At 36.8% G+C, this 18092-nt stretch carries 16 protein-coding genes; all 16 read left to right on the top strand.

Features of this window, described 5'->3' with window-relative positions:
• Nucleotides 1–173 precede the first annotated feature (173 nt).
• From ACESSZ_RS03310 to ACESSZ_RS03385, 16 genes are read left to right on the top strand one after another with little or no spacing between them, the layout of a single operon-like run.
• Nucleotides 174–806, top strand: coding sequence for a sugar transferase (locus tag ACESSZ_RS03310; protein ID WP_193363157.1), 633 nt, complete (start codon nt 174–176; stop codon nt 804–806).
• Nucleotides 803–1747 (top strand): NAD-dependent epimerase/dehydratase family protein, encoded by a 945-nt coding sequence (locus ACESSZ_RS03315; protein ID WP_120173387.1) that lies wholly within the window; start codon nt 803–805, stop codon nt 1745–1747. Before ACESSZ_RS03310 ends, ACESSZ_RS03315 begins: the two co-directional genes overlap by 4 nt.
• Nucleotides 1744–2952 carry a glycosyltransferase family 4 protein gene (locus tag ACESSZ_RS03320; RefSeq protein ID WP_120173388.1) on the top strand — a complete coding sequence of 403 codons (1209 nt, stop codon included), beginning with the start codon at nt 1744–1746 and terminating at the stop codon, nt 2950–2952. Before ACESSZ_RS03315 ends, ACESSZ_RS03320 begins: the two co-directional genes overlap by 4 nt.
• A complete protein-coding gene (locus tag ACESSZ_RS03325; protein WP_499842691.1) occupies nt 2945–3988 on the top strand; it encodes a polysaccharide biosynthesis protein in 1044 nt (347 codons plus the stop codon). The genes ACESSZ_RS03320 and ACESSZ_RS03325 overlap by 8 nt, the downstream gene beginning before the upstream one ends.
• On the top strand, nt 3985–5118 hold the full coding sequence (locus tag ACESSZ_RS03330; RefSeq protein WP_128125156.1) for a polysaccharide biosynthesis C-terminal domain-containing protein: 1134 nt from the start codon (nt 3985–3987) through the stop codon (nt 5116–5118). Before ACESSZ_RS03325 ends, ACESSZ_RS03330 begins: the two co-directional genes overlap by 4 nt.
• 8 nt (nt 5119–5126) lie before the next feature.
• Complete coding sequence (wecB, locus tag ACESSZ_RS03335; RefSeq protein ID WP_020990823.1) at nt 5127–6263, top strand: non-hydrolyzing UDP-N-acetylglucosamine 2-epimerase; 1137 nt, start codon at nt 5127–5129, stop codon at nt 6261–6263.
• A complete protein-coding gene (locus ACESSZ_RS03340; RefSeq protein WP_128125155.1) occupies nt 6251–7438 on the top strand; it encodes a glycosyltransferase in 1188 nt (395 codons plus the stop codon). The genes wecB and ACESSZ_RS03340 overlap by 13 nt, the downstream gene beginning before the upstream one ends.
• The gene (locus ACESSZ_RS03345) at nt 7435–8352 is read left to right on the top strand and encodes a beta-1,6-N-acetylglucosaminyltransferase (RefSeq protein WP_008687836.1); all 918 of its coding nucleotides are present in this window, start codon (nt 7435–7437) and stop codon (nt 8350–8352) included. The genes ACESSZ_RS03340 and ACESSZ_RS03345 overlap by 4 nt, the downstream gene beginning before the upstream one ends.
• Nucleotides 8336–9364, top strand: coding sequence for an acyltransferase family protein (locus tag ACESSZ_RS03350; RefSeq protein WP_128125154.1), 1029 nt, complete (start codon nt 8336–8338; stop codon nt 9362–9364). Before ACESSZ_RS03345 ends, ACESSZ_RS03350 begins: the two co-directional genes overlap by 17 nt.
• Nucleotides 9365–9384: 20 nt before the next feature.
• Nucleotides 9385–10455: a glycosyltransferase family 2 protein gene (locus ACESSZ_RS03355; RefSeq protein ID WP_008687839.1), complete on the top strand. Its 1071-nt coding sequence runs from the start codon at nt 9385–9387 to the stop codon at nt 10453–10455.
• Nucleotides 10452–11552: a UDP-galactopyranose mutase gene (gene glf, locus ACESSZ_RS03360; protein ID WP_008687840.1), complete on the top strand. Its 1101-nt coding sequence runs from the start codon at nt 10452–10454 to the stop codon at nt 11550–11552. Before ACESSZ_RS03355 ends, glf begins: the two co-directional genes overlap by 4 nt.
• Nucleotides 11545–12993 carry a flippase gene (locus ACESSZ_RS03365; RefSeq protein ID WP_017144671.1) on the top strand — a complete coding sequence of 483 codons (1449 nt, stop codon included), beginning with the start codon at nt 11545–11547 and terminating at the stop codon, nt 12991–12993. The genes glf and ACESSZ_RS03365 overlap by 8 nt, the downstream gene beginning before the upstream one ends.
• Before the next feature lie 5 nt (nt 12994–12998).
• Nucleotides 12999–14993: a pyruvate formate lyase family protein gene (locus tag ACESSZ_RS03370; protein WP_270355322.1), complete on the top strand. Its 1995-nt coding sequence runs from the start codon at nt 12999–13001 to the stop codon at nt 14991–14993.
• Nucleotides 14974–15783 (top strand): 4Fe-4S cluster-binding domain-containing protein, encoded by an 810-nt coding sequence (locus tag ACESSZ_RS03375; protein WP_119983593.1) that lies wholly within the window; start codon nt 14974–14976, stop codon nt 15781–15783. Before ACESSZ_RS03370 ends, ACESSZ_RS03375 begins: the two co-directional genes overlap by 20 nt.
• Entirely contained in the window at nt 15780–16862 is a 1083-nt protein-coding gene (locus tag ACESSZ_RS03380) for a glycosyltransferase (RefSeq protein WP_119983592.1), read from the top strand. The genes ACESSZ_RS03375 and ACESSZ_RS03380 overlap by 4 nt, the downstream gene beginning before the upstream one ends.
• Complete coding sequence (locus tag ACESSZ_RS03385) at nt 16859–17836, top strand: glycosyltransferase (protein WP_119983591.1); 978 nt, start codon at nt 16859–16861, stop codon at nt 17834–17836. Before ACESSZ_RS03380 ends, ACESSZ_RS03385 begins: the two co-directional genes overlap by 4 nt.
• The last annotated feature ends 256 nt before the right edge of the window (nt 17837–18092 follow it).

Here is an 18092-nt window from a genome sequence, read left to right on the forward strand (position 1 = left end):
TCCACAGCCCTAAGCTAATTATATAGCTTAATGAATTCCCAAGAAAGGAAGATATTATTTAATTACCTGTTTCTTGGGTAATTAAATAATACAAGTTATTAAGGTGTTTTTAATTGTAAAGACGATAATAAAAATATTTTGATAAGTGAGTGAATAAAATGTATGAGAAGTTTATGAAACGGTTTTTCGATTTTTGTTTATCTTTCCTTGCACTCGTTTTACTAAGCCCCATAGCCCTCATGATCTGTATATGGATCAAATGTGATAGTCCTGGACCGGTATTTTTTAAACAAAAAAGGGTTGGAAGAGCTAGAAATCTATTCGACATCTATAAATTTCGTTCCATGTTAGAAACAACACCAAGCGATTGCCCAACACATTTATTAAAGGATCCGCAAAAATATATCACAAGGTCAGGACGTTTTTTACGAAAGACAAGTTTGGATGAATTGCCTCAATTGATCAATATACTGCTGGGTCATATGTCTTTTATCGGTCCTCGTCCTGCTTTGTACAATCAAGATGATCTTATTGCGGAAAGAGAAAAATATGGAGTTCATAAGTATCGTCCGGGGTTAAGTGGATGGGCACAGGTCAATGGAAGAGACGAGCTACCAATTATAGAGAAAGTAGCTTTTGATAAATATTACGTTGATCATTGTTCCCTTCTCTTTGATATTAAAATATTGCTTAAAACAATAACATGTGTTTTTAGAAGAACAGGTGTTGTCGAAGGTTGTATCCAGCAGGATCATGTAACAATTGAGCAAAAAGATACATACTCAGGAGATGTGAAATCCTTATGAAAAAAATTTTAATCACCGGAAGTAATGGTTTTATCGGTCGGCAGCTATGCGCAGCACTTGCTAAGGAATATGAAATTTTCGGTATTAATAGAACGCAAAGTGCGCAGTTGGATGAACAGCATGGTTTTATTTGTGAGCTTAGTGATTTTACTTCTATACATACGATATTTAATAGAATCCAACCGGATATCGTTATTCATTTAGCTGCACTTGTTCATAAAAATCATGCGGATACCTCAAAAGCGAACTATGATTTTATCAATTATGAATGTGCATGTAATATTTTTGATGAATGCATACAGAGAAACTGTAAATTAATTTTTTCCTCAACGATTGAAGTCTATGGAAATCATCAGCAGACATTGGTGAAGGAAAGTACAGTGTGTTCTCCTAAGAGTTATTATGCTATCGCAAAATATAAAGCAGAGGAATATTTACGTACGCATAGCGATCAGTTAACTTATGCCATTTTACGATTTGCTCCTGTTTATGGCGAAGCGTTTACCTTGAACATTGATAAACGAATATTATTAAAACCAATACCATTGGCTTATTATTTTAAAAATGGGGAATATCAATTTCATTTTTGTTCAGTAAATAACATTATAACGTTTGTGACGTTTTTAATTGAAAAAGATACCTATGGAAATACAATTTATAATCTTAGTGATAAAAAGGCAGTGAGTGCGAAAGAATTAATTACCTTTTATAAAGCGCAAGGCTGGTGTAAATATCATATTCGAATGCCTTATTTGTTATGTGAAGCAATGATCTTGTTTCTTGGTGTTTTTTATAAAGTAATGAAAAAAAAGGATGTCTTTCTATCCATTAGAAATTTTGAAAAGTTATTTTCTTCGACAATTTACAGCAATCAGAAAGCAGATACCTTATGCCCTTTACCTGGTAGTATTGAGGATATTGTCAAAGGTAGGAAATCATGAAAATCTTAATTGTAAGTCAGTATTTCTGGCCGGAGCATTTTCGCATTAACGATCTGGCAATAACTTTACAACAGTTAGGCAATGAGGTCAGTGTTTTAACCGGACTGCCTAATTATCCCAAAGGACATTATTATCAAGGGTATAGTAAAACAAAGAACAATGATGAAAAGTGGCAGAATATTTCCATATATCGTTGCAATATGCGACCAAGAGGACAAGGCAGCCTACAACTTGTGCGCAATTATCTAAGCTATGCTTACCAAGCGATAAAGAAAAGTAAAATACTTGAAGAACAAAACTTTGATCTGTTGTATGTATTTGGCGTATCACCACTTACCTCAGCATTGCCCGCTATTTATTTGAAGAAAAAATGGAAGATCCCGATTATCTTAAATGTACAAGATTTATGGCCGGAATATGTAACAGCTATTACCGGTTTAAAAAATTCGCTTTGTGTCTGCATATTAGATAAACTAATGCGTTATATTTATCGTTCTTGTGATAAGATCTTAATTTCCTCAAAAAGCTATGAGCAAAGTATTCAAAGATATTTGGGGACAAGCAGTGATAAGATCATGTTTTGGCCGCAATACGCTACGGTGGAAAAGGTTGCAAAAAGCAAGGTATTGTTTGATGAGATGGCGTTTCATATTGTTTTTACCGGAAATATCGGTGAAGCGCAAGGATTGGATATCGCTATAGAAACAGCTGATATGCTCAAAGATTTCCATGTGCAATGGCATTTCATCGGTACCGGAAGATATATGACGAAATTAGTAGCGATGGTGAAGCAGCGGAAATTAGAAAAGTGTGTAATTTTCCATGGTTGGATACCAGAAACACAAGTACCTCAATATTTAGCGAGTGCAGATGCTGCTTTATTAATTTTAAAGGATGATGATGTATTTAAGATGGCGTTACCGGCGAAATTGCAGACGTATATGGCATGTGGTGTCCCCATCGTGGGTTGTGTTAAAGGAGAAAGCAAACGTATTCTTTTAGAAGCAGAAGCAGGAATCGTGACAGATGAAATCAGTGCTGCTGGTTTAGCAAGTGTATGCAAACAATTCTTAACATGTCCCAAGGAACGTTATGATCGTTTATGCAAGAATGCACTAGCATATGGAAAGGCGCATTTTGATAAACAAGTCTTGATTGAGCAATTAATAAAAGAAATGAGGGTGTTAAAAGATGAGCATATTTAAAGATAAGGTGTTGTTAATAACGGGAGGTACAGGCTCCTTTGGCAATGCGGTCTTAAAAAGATTTATTGAAACGGATATCAAAGAAATACGTGTATTTAGCAGAGATGAATTAAAACAAGATGATATGCGTCATGAATATCAAGCAAAGTATCCTGTGCTTTTTCATAAATTGCGGTTTTATATCGGTGATGTTCGTGACATTGATTCTATTCGCAATGCCATGCATGGTGTTGATTTCGTCTTTCATGCGGCAGCGCTTAAGCAAGTGCCTTCCTGTGAATTCTTTCCGTTAGAGGCTGTGAAAACAAATATCATAGGTACAGATAATGTGTTAAGTGCAGCAATTGAGTATCAAGTGAAACGAGTGGTCTGCTTAAGCACAGATAAAGCAGCCTATCCCGTGAATGCCATGGGCACAAGTAAAGCGATGATGGAAAAAGTGATTACGGCGAAAAGTCGCATCGTGGATCCACGTAAAACAAGTATCATGTGTACACGATATGGGAATGTATTAGCTTCTCGAGGATCGGTAGTACCATTATTTATCAAGCAGATCAAAGAAGGTCGGCCATTGACGTTAACCAATCCCAATATGACAAGGTTTTTAATGACTTTAGAAGAAGCGGTTGATTTGGTGCTTTTTGCTTTCAATCATGGTGAAAGTGGCGATATTTTTGTGCAAAAGGCACCTGCGTGTACCATAAAAGTATTAACAGAGGCATTAAAAGAATTATTCCATGCCGATAATGCTATCAAAATCATTGGCATCCGCCATGGGGAAAAGATGTATGAAACACTATTAACGGATGAGGAATGTACAAGTGCGATTGATTTGGGTAATTTCTATCGTGTTCCGGTAGATAAGCGGGATTTGAATTATGACAAGTTTTATACGGGCAGTAATGAACATGTTCGCATATCCCATTTTAATTCCGATACGACAGTTCTTATGGATACTGAGGAAGTAAAAGCCAAGCTATTGGAAGTGGCTTATGTACAACAAGAGTTGCGTACTTGGGAGCATCAATACGCATGAACATTTTAATAACTGGAGCTCATGGTTTTATTGCCCGAAATTTAATACATGTATTACAAAGTAAAGAACTGTCGTTTTTACAACCACTGAAGTTGTATACCTATGATCGCCGTGATGCGATAGAAGACTTAAAAGAATACTTGACGGATTGTGATTTCATCATTCATTTAGCCGGTGTCAATCGACCACAGAAAGCACAAGAATATGAAGAAGGGAATAAAGGATTCACACAGTTTATTTGTGATGAATTAATTCAGCATAGGAATACATGTCCCATTTTAATGACCTCATCGATTCAGGCAGTGCTAGATAATGATTATGGAAGAAGCAAACGTGCAGCTGAAAATTGCTTAAGATCGCTATGGCAAAAAAACGGTAATAAAATTTATCTATATCGTCTGCCGAATGTATATGGGAAATGGTGCCGCCCTGATTACAACAGTGTCGTAGCAACTTGGTGTTACCACCTTGCTAGAAATCAGGATATTCAGATTCACGATGAACAAAAGGAAATCACGCTTTGTTATATTGATGATGTCATCACGGAAATACTGAATTGTCTGCAAGGAAAGGCAACGGTTGCAGATGAATCTGATTTCTATAAGGTAGAACCAACAACGAGGTGTCGTTTATCGGAATTAAGAAATATCTTATATTCCTTTAAAAATGAGCAGCAGAATCTTACATTGCCTAATCAAACGGCATTTGTTAAAAAGCTATATGCCACCTATTTGTCTTATCTGCCGCAAGAAAACTTATCGTATTCTTTAACAATGCATCAGGATGCGCGAGGCAGCTTTACCGAGATGTTTCATATGGATACTTATGGACAAGTGAGTGTAAATGTTTTGCATCCGGGTATTGTAAAAGGAAATCATTGGCATATGAGCAAAAATGAAAAATATGTTGTTGTCGCCGGCGAAGGAAATGTTAAATTGCGCAATCTTTATGACGATGATCATAAGCTTCTTACCTATCATCTTTCGGCGAACAAAATGGAAGTAGTGGATATACCACCGGGGTATTTACATTGTATTGAAAATACGGGAACGCAGGATATGGTAGTAATTATTTGGGCAAATGAAGTATTTGATGAAACTTATCCGGATACCTATTATAAGGAGGTGTGAACACCCTTATGAAAAAATTAAAATTGATGACAATCGTTGGTACCAGACCGGAAATCATACGATTATCAGAAATCATCAAAACATGTGATTTATACTTTGAACAAATCCTTGTACACACCGGGCAGAATTATGACTATCAACTGAATCAGATCTTTTTCAAGGATTTGCAGCTGCGGGCACCGGATTTTTACTTAAATGCCGCAAAAGATGAAGTTGGTGAGACAATCGGCAGCATTATTGCAAAAAGCTATCATCTAATGGCAAATGTTCGTCCCGATGCAGTGCTGGTGCTGGGAGATACCAATAGTTGCTTAAGTGTGATCGCGGCAAAACGCTTGCATATCCCGATTTTTCATCTAGAAGCTGGAAACCGCTGTTTTGATGAACGATTGCCAGAGGAGACGAATCGTCGTATCGTAGATCATATTGCAGATGTAAATTTGTGTTATAGCGAACATGCCAGAAGATATCTCTTGGCGGAAGGAGTAGCAAAAGACAGAGTGTTTGTAACAGGATCTCCAATGGCTGAAGTTCTTACGAAGAATCTAACGCAAATCCGTGAATCAAAGATTCTTAAAGAACTTGGTTTAGTAAAGCAACAATATATTTTGTTATCCGCGCATCGGGAAGAGAATATCGATCATGAAGAAGCTTTTTATGATGTGTTTACGGCAATCAATGCCTTAGCAGATATGTACAATGTGCCTATTATATATTCTTGTCATCCAAGAGCAGAAAAGTTTATTAGGGAAAGGAATTTTTCTTTTGATGAACGTGTCCGTATTCATAAGCCATTAGGTTTTCATGATTACAATCAATTACAGATACAGGCATTGGCTGTTGTAAGTGATTCTGGAACACTTCCTGAAGAAGCTGCCTTTTTCTCATCCATCGATTTAGGATTTCCGGCTGTTTGCATACGTACTAGTACCGAGCGCCCTGAGGCGATGGAAAAAGGAAATTTCATTCTTGCCGGTATCCAAAAGGAAGAGGTATTACAGGCGGTTGCCTTAGCAATACAATTAGAAAAGCATCATGAAAAAAGCTTGCCTGTTTATGATTATATTGAGCCAATCAGTGGAAAAGTCGTAAGAATCCTTCAATCCTATACTTCCATCATAAATAAAACCGTATGGAAAAAATAGTTTTCGTGAATACCGTATGCTATGGCAGTACAGGAAGGATATGCAAGACATTGTATACAATGGCACAGCAAAAAGGGTATAGCTGTTACATTGCTTATGGCAGAGGCAAGGCAGAGGCAACTTATAAAACAATAAAAATAGGAACGATCTTTGATGTTTTATGGCATGTGGGAAAGGCACGCTTTTTAGGAAAAAATGGTTTTGGCAGCTATTTTGCGACCAAACGCTTTATTAAAAAGCTCGAACGGCTACAGCCGGATATTCTTCATTTGCATAATCTGCATGGCTATTATCTGAATTTACCACTATTTTGTGCATATTTAAAACGTCATCCGGAAATAAAAAAAATTTGGACATTACATGATTGTTGGAGCTTTACAGGGAATTGTGCACACTACAATGGTCATGGCTGTATGCAATGGCAATCACAATGTCGTCAATGTCAGCATCATGATGGCTATCCTAAGACAATAAAGAGCGATATGACACGCAGCTTTCAGAAAAAGAAAGCATGTTTTACCGGCATAGAAAATCTCATCTTGATTACTCCTTCCGATTGGCTTTTGCAGCAAGTGCAAGCTTCCTTTCTACAAGCATATCCAATCTATACCATTCATAATGGAATTGACTTACAAGTATTTTCTCCAAGGAAGACCGCGATGGATAAAAAAACGAAAACGATTCTTGGGGTTGCTGGGAAATGGACTGCTGCAAAAGGGTTTGATGATTTTATCGCTTTGGCAAAGCACATTCCAGATGCATATCAAATCGTTATGATTGGGTTAACGAAACAACAGCTGCATCAATTGCCATCCAATATCAAAGGATATAAAGAAACACACGATGTGAAAGAGCTTGTTTCCTGGTATCAGCAAAGCTATGTCTTTTTCAATCCAACATATGAGGATACTTACCCAAGTGTTAATCTTGAAGCGCAGGCATGTGGCTGCCCAATTGTTAGTTATGATGTGGGCGGATGTAAAGAAACCTTGTGTAAAGGAAGCTATGTTGTACATAACGTAAACGAATTCTTGAAGCTTTTAAAGGAAAAGCCATTGCAGCGTATACAATTGCTTCCAGAAGAAAAGGCTCATTTGGATAAGAATAGAGCGTTTCTTGCGTATATTACCTTATACGAAGGACGGTTACATGAAGATGGGAAGGATACCATATGAGAATTGCATATTTAATATTGGCACATACAGATGTCAAACAATTGAATCGATTGTTAAAACAGTTATGTGAAATGCAGGATGTGTATTTGCATGTGGATCAAAAGGCTGATTTCTCCATCGATGAAATAAATGACTATTCATCCTTATATATCCTTACACAACGCACAAGGTGCTATTGGGGAGATATCAGCTTAGTAGAAGCTACCTTATTACTGTATCGTGCCGCATTACAGAAAAAATATGATCGCTATGTTTTATTATCCGGACAAGATTATCCATTGTATGCACAAAAAGATTTGCAGACTTTTTTTGCAAAGCATGCCGATGTAGAGTTTATCAGAGGATTTGCAATCACGGATAAGAACCAAGATTATTTTAAGATTCAGCAACGACATTTTATGAAGCCTTTTTTCCATAACAAAAAAGCGGATAGATTTCTTCATCACCTGTTACGTTATGGTATTACAAAGAATCGTCTGTTTTATAAAAAAACGGACTTAATTCTACAAGGACAAACTTATACGGTGTATGGTGGAGGACAATGGCACGCGTTAACGCATGCGTTTGCAAGCTATATGATGGATTTGATTGATACCCAGCCAAAGTTATTAACATATTTTCAAACTTCATATGCACCGGATGAAATGTTGTTTCAAACGATCCTCTTTAATTCACCTTTTCGTGATCATACGTTTAAAAAAGGTGTTGAAGCGGCTTATGTTGATGATATCCATCGGTGGACAGCTTTGCATGTGATGAAAATCAATGCATATGGTGAAGTCTCGCCATATAGTAATGACGATTACGCATATCTTAAAGCAAGTGAAGCATTATTCTTTCGCAAAGCAGTTAGTGGAATCAGTGATACCTTGATAGATCGATTAGAAGAGGAGTTTTATGCAGCAAGCATATGAGCAACGAAATCAGTACTTTGATTTCATAAGAGGAATCGGTTGTTATCTGGTCTTTTTTGCACATGTTTGTATCCTACATCTGGATTTTGTGATGAACTCTGTTTTCTTACATACCCTTTTCAATGCGATTGTCTATGCAATACCGATTTTTATCATCATATCGGGAAAGTTGATGTTGCGAAGAGCGTATAGCTATCGCGAAATATCTAAGAAAATCATGCATTTTATCGCTTTGATTGCGTTTTGGAATTTCTTATATGCTATAGTTGTCTATTGGCAACAAGGGATTCTTACTATCTTACAAATGACATTGCTACAGATGATAAAAGATGTATGGCAGGGGAGTTATTTTTATCAATTTTGGTTTTTATATCTCTTGATGTTTTTATACAGTATCACCCCATTACTATATCGCTTATATACCACGCACAAAAAACGTTATCTTCAAGTAGTTATGTGGTTGGGGCTACTGTGTATCTTATTTGATAGTATTAATTTGGGATGTGAAATACAAGGATATGCTTGCATAATGCGAATACCACAAATATTGCGAATGTGGATATGGCTATTTTATTTTATGCTTGGTGGCTGCTTATCGGATGTTTGTCAAAGGATGGAAAGGTGCATGATCGTAACGAAAAGTAAGGTCTTGCTAAGTGTGTTTATTACGCTTTTTCTGCTATTGATAGCAAGTGAGCGAATAGACACTTGTATGCCTGAAATGTTTTATGGTTCGATACTGGTCATATGCAGTCTTTGCCTTTGCTTTACGTATCGGCAGCAAGCTGCTTTACAATTGCATAGGTCATTGCATATCGCAACTTATTTTATAGGAATCTATATCCTGCAATTGCCATTATTAACGATGACATCTCCATTATTTCAGTTCATATTGCAATGGCCTTTCAGCACGATATGGTATTTTCTTTTCAGTAATTTCGTATTTGTTGTGCTTGTAGTGGTATGTAAGGTTTTATATAAAAATAAATACTTGCGTGAAACTTTGCGTTAATAGGGAAGGAGGATGAAAAAATGGAGATATCAGTCATTGTACCAATGTACAATTCTGAAAGCACGATAAAAGCTTGTGTAGAATCAATCTTACAACAACAAGGTGTTGCGGAAATTTTACTTTGTGATGATGGTTCTACGGATAATACGGCACAACTATGTCAACACTTAGCGACATTATACCCATGCATACAGTATTTGTCTTGTCCACACCAAGGCCCTTCAGCTGCTCGTAACATCGGCCTGCAACATGCAAAAGGTAAGCTTATTTCTTTCATTGATTCAGATGATACGATTGATAAACACATGTATGAAGAAATGTCGAAACAATTTCACAAGGACGTAGATTTAGTCATGTGTTCCTATGAGTTATCTTTTCGTAATATTAAACAACCGATGTTGTTTCCGTTTCCACAAGAACAGCAGGAATACACACATGAAAAGGTTATGCAGGAAATTGTTCCTGCTATGGTATCGGAATATTCAATAACGAATACACGACAGAAGATTATCATAGGAAGTGTGTGTCGGTGTTTATTTCGTAAGGAGCTCATTCAGAAAAAACAGCTCACGTTTGATACCGCTGTGCGGTTTACAGAAGATTTACAATTTTTGGTGGATTACATTTTACAATGCCGAACTGTCGTTTTTATGAATCAGCCGTTTTATCATTATCAAAAAACCAGACGGACGACGACGCAAAGCTATATGCCTCATTATTTTACAGATATGGTGCATAGTCATGAGCTATTGCTAGAGAAGATCACGTTGCATCAGCCTGCTTTGGCAAAGCAATTAAAAAAGAGTTTTGCTTATCGCAGGCTCATGAATTACTATGAGGAAATCGTGAATCAAAGTAAAGTCGATGCAAAGGCCTCCTTTTGGAAACGTAGAGCCTATCTAAAGCAGGTTTTTAAAGACTATCATATACAAGAGGAACTTTCTTTATTTCATCTTGAGGAACTATTCAGTATTCCCCGAAAATATCGCAAAGGATTTTATCAGGGACATGTCACACTCATGTTCGCTGAACAATGCATAAGAAATAGAATAAAATGGATTTTATATGCCACAGAAAGGAAAAAGAGATGAAGTTTGATTATGTAATCGTAGGTGCAGGGATTGCCGGTTTGTGTATGGCAGAACGTATTACAAATGTTTTGCATAAAGAGGTTTTGATTATTGAAAAAAGATCACATATAGGTGGCAATCTATATGATTGCTATGATGAGAATGGGCTTCTCATACAAGCCTATGGACCGCATATCTTTCATACAAATGATGCATCTGTATTTTCTTACTTAAGTACATTTACCACTTGGCATGAATATCAACATAAAGTGCTTTCTTATGTAAATGGCGAATATGTTCCATTTCCTGTAAATCTATGTACACTTAGCCAAATATTTCATGAGCCGTTTACGAAAGAAAAAGCACAACAATATTTTCAAAAGGTACAACAGGATCCTCAATCTTGCAAAACTTTTGAGGATATAGCAATAGCCAGTGTGGGAGCTGATTTATATGAGATGTTTTATAAACACTATACGGAAAAGCAATGGGGTATGCCATGCAAAGAATTGGATGCTTCCATCTTTTCAAGAATACCGATTCGTCTGAATAATGATCAACGTTATTTTTCTGATCGTTACCAGGGAATTCCCAAAGCCGGCTTTACAGCCATGATGAAGCGAATGTTAAATGCGAAAATGCATATTCTTCTGAATACAGATTATCAACAGATTAAAGATGAAATATCCTATGAAAAACTAATCTATACAGGACCATTGGATGCCTATTATGATTATTGTTATGGGCACCTTCCTTATCGTTGTTTACGTTTTGCTTTTGAAACACATGATACCCCATCGTATCAACAAGCAGCGGTAATCAATTATCCCAATGATTATGATTACACACGTATCACCGAATTTAAAAAGCTGACGGGCCAAGAACATAAGCACACGGTCATACTGAAAGAGTTTCCCGTGCAAGAGGGAATCCAATGTTATCCGATCTTACAACCTAAAATAAATGCGATATTAGCACAATACCAGAGATTGGCAGAACAGGAAAAGGATGTTATTTTTTTAGGACGATTAGCAAATTTTAAATACTATAACATAGATCAGATCGTAGCTGAGGCATGCAAATGTTTTGCTCAGCTGTGTGAGAAAAGCGATGCATAAAAGATTAATTAGCAATTATATTTATAACACCCTTTATCAAATTCTGATTATTTTCCTTCCTTTGTTGACGACCCCTTATCTGGCAAGAGTTTTTGGTGCTGAAGGAATAGGAAGTTTAAGCTATGTACAATCGATTAGCTCATATTTTATTTTATTTGGAACATTAGGAACCGGGTTGTATGGACAAAGAGAAATCGCTTATTATCAAAATAAACAAGAAGCGCGTTCGCAAGTCTTTTTAGAAATACTGATTATTCGCTGTCTAATGCTGATGGTAAGCATCATAGTATACGTATTGTATTTGCGACAGGTACAGGAATTACAGTTTTTGTTTTTACTGCAGATGATTGAAATTATCGCGAATGTGTTTGATATTTCTTGGTATTATCAAGGAATGGAAGATTTTCGCTATATCACATTTCGTAATATAGCCGTAAAGCTCATCGGAGCAATTTGTATCTTTACATTTATCAGAAGGAAAGCTGATATGTGGCTGTATATCGTATGTTTGGGGATGGTTGGACTCATCGCTAATCTATCTTTATGGTTAGCCTTACATAAAACGATGCAGTTATCAAATATTACAAAGCTTCATTTAAAACGTCATCTTTTTCCTATTTTCATGGTATTTTTACCTCAGATTGCCATGCAGATCTACACCTTATTCGATAGGACCATGTTAGGGTATTTATCTACCTATGCGCAAACCGGATATTATGATCAGACACAGAAAATCATTCGTCTGATTCTCATCTTTATCACATCCCTTGGCACGGTCATGATGCCACGCATTGCAAGTATTCAGGCAGAAGATAAGGACGACAAGATTCTTCATTATCTTTATATATCCTATAAATTTGCATTGTTATTAGCAATGCCTGCGATTTTTCTATTGCTGTGCATTGCCAATCGTTTTATCCCATGGTTTTTAGGACCATCTTATGATGCGGCAATCAGCTTATTAAAATGGAGTACACCTTTGCTGTTGCTGATTGGCTTAAATAATGTTACCGGCATGCAATACTTAATATCTACAAGAAGACAAAATGCATTTACATGCACGGTAGTGTTAGGAGCTGTTTTAAATTTTATCATGAATGCCTTACTGATACCGCAATTTGCTGCCAAAGGGGCAATTCTTTCAAGTGTCTGTGCAGAGTTTTTGATTACCGCAGTGCAATTTTATATCGTTCGCAAGAAGATAGCATTTCGCAAAGTTTTCAGAGAATGCGTTCATTATGGTTTATGTGCCGGCATTATGTTTCTTTGCATCATTTGGATCAACGTTTTGGATATTCCCATCATCCTTTATATGGTATTGGTGGGGGTTATGGCGAGTGTTTCTTATGGAATAGCTTTATATATAAGCAAGGACACCTTATTTGGCAATATGTTACACTTCTTGTCGCAAAAGCTGGGTAGGTGTAAAAAGGAGGTCTGATGGATATGAATTGGCGTAATTTTCGGTTTATCCAATATTTAAAGCATATCAAAAAGTTGTATCAGAAACATCAGCGTTTATTTGAAAGAGAAAACGATTTGCTGTTTTTATGCAAGGCTTTCTTAAAAACAAGAATCGTGATGAGAAGTGATGATGCAGCAAAAGACTTCCAAAATTTATGCCAAAAAGCATCCTTTCACAAACAAGGGTGTTATCAATATTTTTATTATTATATAAATCCCTATCTATCCTTAAGCCAGCGACATCATGTGTTTAGTAATATCACGATTGCATATGAAAAATTCATTCAAAATAGTTTTCAAGCCTTGTTAGCAGAAGGCGAGAACTTACCCAATACATCATTTAAAAAACAGCAAAACTGCGTGTTATTAGCTATCATGACACAAATTGAAACAATCAGCACAAAGCTTCATGCTATGCAACGTTTTGATTTGCAGCAGCTGTTTGCCGAAATGGCGCAGGGTAAAGCTAGACATTTACAAGATGGGATGCAAAGAATATTGTTTTTGAATCAGATGCTTTGGCAAAGCGGTCATGAATTGGTTGGATTGGGACGCTTTGATGCATTGTTGTTTCAATTATATGAGCAGGATTTACAGACTGGGTATATCACAGAAGAAAAAGCAAAGTCTATGCTTTTGGAGTTTTGTCATATTTTACATCAAGATTATTGGTTTAAAAGCAGTGAGTTATTAGGGGATACGGGGCAAATTTTGATTCTTGGTGGAAAAGATCTCCAAGCGAATACGGCCTTTACGAAGCTTATCTTACAAGTTTTTGAAAAATATGATAAACCAGAGCCAAAGCTGTTGTATCGATATACCCAAACCTGCCCTAATGTCATAAAGGAACAAATTTTTAGGGTTCTAAAAAAGGGGAATGGATCGCCTTTGCTAAGTAATGACGATGTTATTCTAACTTGTTTGCAACAAGCAGGTATTGCACAAGTTGATGCTTTGCATTATGGAACATCCGCTTGTTGGGAACCTTTGCTTATCGGAAAAGATAGTTCGCAAAATAATACATCGATTCTGAATTTCCTTGTTCCTATCGTAAAACTTATGAACGATGATCTTTTGACGATAGAAGAAGTCTATCAACGATATTTTAGTTACTTAAAGGAAGAAATTTTAAGAATTTGTCAGGCTTCAAAAGCATTGGTATATGAAAAAGATGCATTTTTATCTTTATGTATTGATGGTTGTTGGCAGTCTGTAAAGGATGTTGCAGAAGGTGGTGCCTGTTACCATAACACCGGTATTACCACGGTGGCTATGGGCAATGCGATAAATGCTCTTTTCAATATTGAAGAATTCGTGTATAAGAAAAAACTTTTCACGCTTGCTCAATTGCAAATGTATTTAGAAGATGCAGAATATGGAGAACAATTTCGCTATTTTCTGCAACAAAAAGGTGTTTTTGGTGATGATGAACAGAAAACGATGATTTCACGCATCAATCAAATAACGGCCTATGCAGCACAAGTATTTGCCGAAGAAAAAAATCAATGGGGCGGTCATTTTGTTTTTGGTCTTAGTTCTCCAGGCTATGTAAGTAGTGCTGCTACCTTTCCTGCAACGGCGGATGGGCGCGCATATGGAGAGCCTTTCATGACACATATTTCCGGAATCGCAGGCAGAGCTTATACGTCATTATTAAATTTTGCGGCAAAACTACATTATGATCATGGCAGGTGCAATGGTAATGTGGTAGATATCATGATGAATCCTCAATTATTGAATAATTTCGAAGATAAATGTCGGACACTGTTGTTTTGTGCCTTGGATCAGGGAATCTTTCAATTGCAAATGAATGTATTACAAAAAGATGTTTTACTGGATGCACAGCAACATCCTAATAAGCATGCAGATTTGATTGTTCGCGTATGGGGATTCAGTGCGTATTTCATTGATTTACCAAAAAGCTATCAGGATATTGTCATAAGGAGGTGTGAAGAATATGAAACTGTGTATCACTGACATACAACGCTTTTGCCTTCATGATGGTCCTGGTATACGTACGACGATATTTTTAAAGGGATGTCAATTGCGATGTCCTTGGTGCTGTAATCCGGAAACACAATCGCTGCAAGAACAAATGGCCATCGATATGGATAACTGTTTCTATCCAATTTGCCCCAGTCGTAAGTCAAATGCTGTTTGTCTAGCTATGCGTTCAATTGGAAAAAGGATCGATGTGCAAGAATGTCTTGCGGCCTGCTTGCAAGATCGAAAGTATTATCAAGCTGATGGAGGTGTCACCTTTAGTGGTGGTGAGCCATTGTTACAAGCAGATGTTTTGATAGGTGTCATGCAAGCCTTAAAAAAAGAACAAATAACGATTTGTGTGGAAACCTCATTATATGCTTCGCTAAAACAGTTGCAATTGCTGCTTCCCTATGTGGATACATGGTATGTGGATTTAAAGAGTTTAGAACCTGCCTGCATCAGTAAGCTAAAAGGGAATTTAAATGAGTATATAACAAATCTAAATTACTTAACTGCTCAGCAAAAACATATCATCCTACGGATTCCGTTAGTAAAACCTTACACGTTCACAAATGCCAATTTGGAAGCTATCAAACGGTTTTTACCCAATTACCAATTTGAAAAGATTGAACTATTTTCAATACATAAGTTAGCGACAAAGAAATATCAAGTATTGGGAATGACGCAACCTGCATATGAAGGTGTATCTGAGGAAGAGTTACAAACATTTGCACAAGCAATTGCGCAAAAGGATCAAGTGATTGAGGTGATGCGTATATGAGGGTATTACATGTCGTATCTGTATTGCAAAGCGGTGGCATTGAAACCATGCTTTATCGCTATCTTCACTATATGAAGGACAGGGATATCACTTTTGAAATTATGACGCATGATGAGAATGAGCAAGGTATGCTTTATCAACGATTTTTACAATTAGGTATTCGTATATATCGCATTCCCTCCAAACATACTTCGTTAAGAAAAAATCTGGTTGCCATGAATAACATTATCGCCCACGGTGCGTATGATGTCATTCATGTTCATCAAGGCTATCTGTCATGTTTCCCTTTACTGATTGCACGTTTCCATAACGTTCCTTTGCGTATTACCCATGCGCACTCCACCTACGCTTTGACAACACAACGACCAAATCTCATGATTCGCCTGATGAAATTTCTGAATGTGCATATGGCAAATGATTATTATGCGACAGGGCCAACGTGTGGAGAGTTGTTGTATGGCAAAAAACGTTGGAAAGAACATGGGTTTCTTATGTACAATGCCATGTCTCTTTCTGATTTTCAATTTGATGAAGCCACACGTATCCAATATCGCCGTCATTATCAGTTACAGCACAAAAGGGTATTGCTTGTAATTTCACGTTTATCCAAAGAGAAAAACATCGCCTTCACTATTCGTCTAATGAAGTTGTTAGATGACCAATATCATTTGGTCATTGTCGGTGAGGGGGAACAAAAAGCAGCGTTGACATCTTTGACTATGTCATTAGGTTTACAAGAGCAAATTACATTCCTTGGGCAACGAAATGATGTTTGTGCCTTACTCGATATGTCTGACATCCTATTGGTGCCTTCCTTCTATGAGGGTTTTTGTATATCGGCAATTGAAGCACAAATCAATGGATTGCAAGTTATTTTATCAGATACGATTCCTCAGGAAACCGATATCACACATACTTGCCTGCGAGCATCCATTCAAAGCAAGGAAGAATGGGCTGAAAAAATTATGAACTTGCCTCGTATGTGCAGACATAACAACGATAAAATGGTGTTTCGTGAATTGTCAATTGAGACAGCGGCTGTATCTTATGAACGTAGGCTGAAGGAGATGATAAAATGAACATATATCAGTTAGAGGATTATGATGTGCAAGGTGTTGATGCGGGCAGTAAAGCGCGTATTGATGTATGTCAGATTCTGCATGAACAAGGCATCGAAGCCCTTTTGCATCATTATGAAAAAAGTCGGATGAAACGATTATTAGAAAGCATTAAACTGACTTTTATTAAGAAAAAGGACAAGCGTTTGATTGTCCAATATCCCATCAGTAGATGGAATCAGAAAATCTTAAGACGCAGCAAAGGACAAGGAATTATCTATTTGATCCATGATTTGCAATCCATACGTTGTGGGCGTTTGCTGCAAGAAGATCTGCAAAACTTTACGTCAATGGATACACTGATTGTTCATAATAGCGTGATGGCAAAACTGATCAGACAAACTGGATTTCAAGGGAACATCATAGAACTTATGGTATTTGATTATCTAAGCAATCCCATACCTTGGCAACAAAGAAAGCTGACAAAGGAAATTGTCTATGCGGGCAATTTAGAAAAAAGTCATTTTATATCGCAATTGCATCATTTGGACAATCTTATTTTTCGTTTATATGGAAGATATATAAAGGCAAATCAGAGCAGACATATTTTATATGAAGGAGCATATCCGGCGAATACATTACCGGCTGCTTTAAAGGGAAGCTTTGGACTCATTTGGGATGGTGATGATTTAAATGGCTGTCGTGGGTTAAATGGAGAATATATGCGTTATAATAATCCACATAAATTATCCTTATATATCGTTTCATTATTGCCAATTATAACATGGTCAAAAGCGGCAATCGCACCATTTGTAATACAGCACAACATTGGTTTTGTCGTAGATAGTTTAACGGAAATAGAAGGTCGAATCCTAACGATGCATTCATCAACCTATCAGCTATATGTAGATAATCTTTTACGTTTACGTGATAAGCTGCTTATGGGAATGTATACAAAGCAAGCAATAACAAAGGCTTTGCACGTGTATGAATAACAGTTTCCAGAAATTGATGCATTTTATAAACAAACTGTTCTTTCTTAGTATTGCATGCATCAGTTTTACGCCTATTCTATTGCATAACACATCGTATATGTTCATGATTGGTCTGCTGCTGTTATGGTTTGTGACAGCCTTCTTGCACGATGCAACTTATTTTTTGACTTTTCGTCTCATGCATCTGCTTCTGCTTTTTTGGATCTTTTATTTAATGTTATTACAAATCTTACACATCTCAGATAATAATATCGGA

The sequence above is a fragment of the Eubacterium sp. 3_1_31 genome (assembly GCF_964249515.1).
GTDB classification, from domain to species: domain Bacteria; phylum Bacillota_I; class Bacilli_A; order Erysipelotrichales; family Erysipelotrichaceae; genus Longicatena; species Longicatena caecimuris.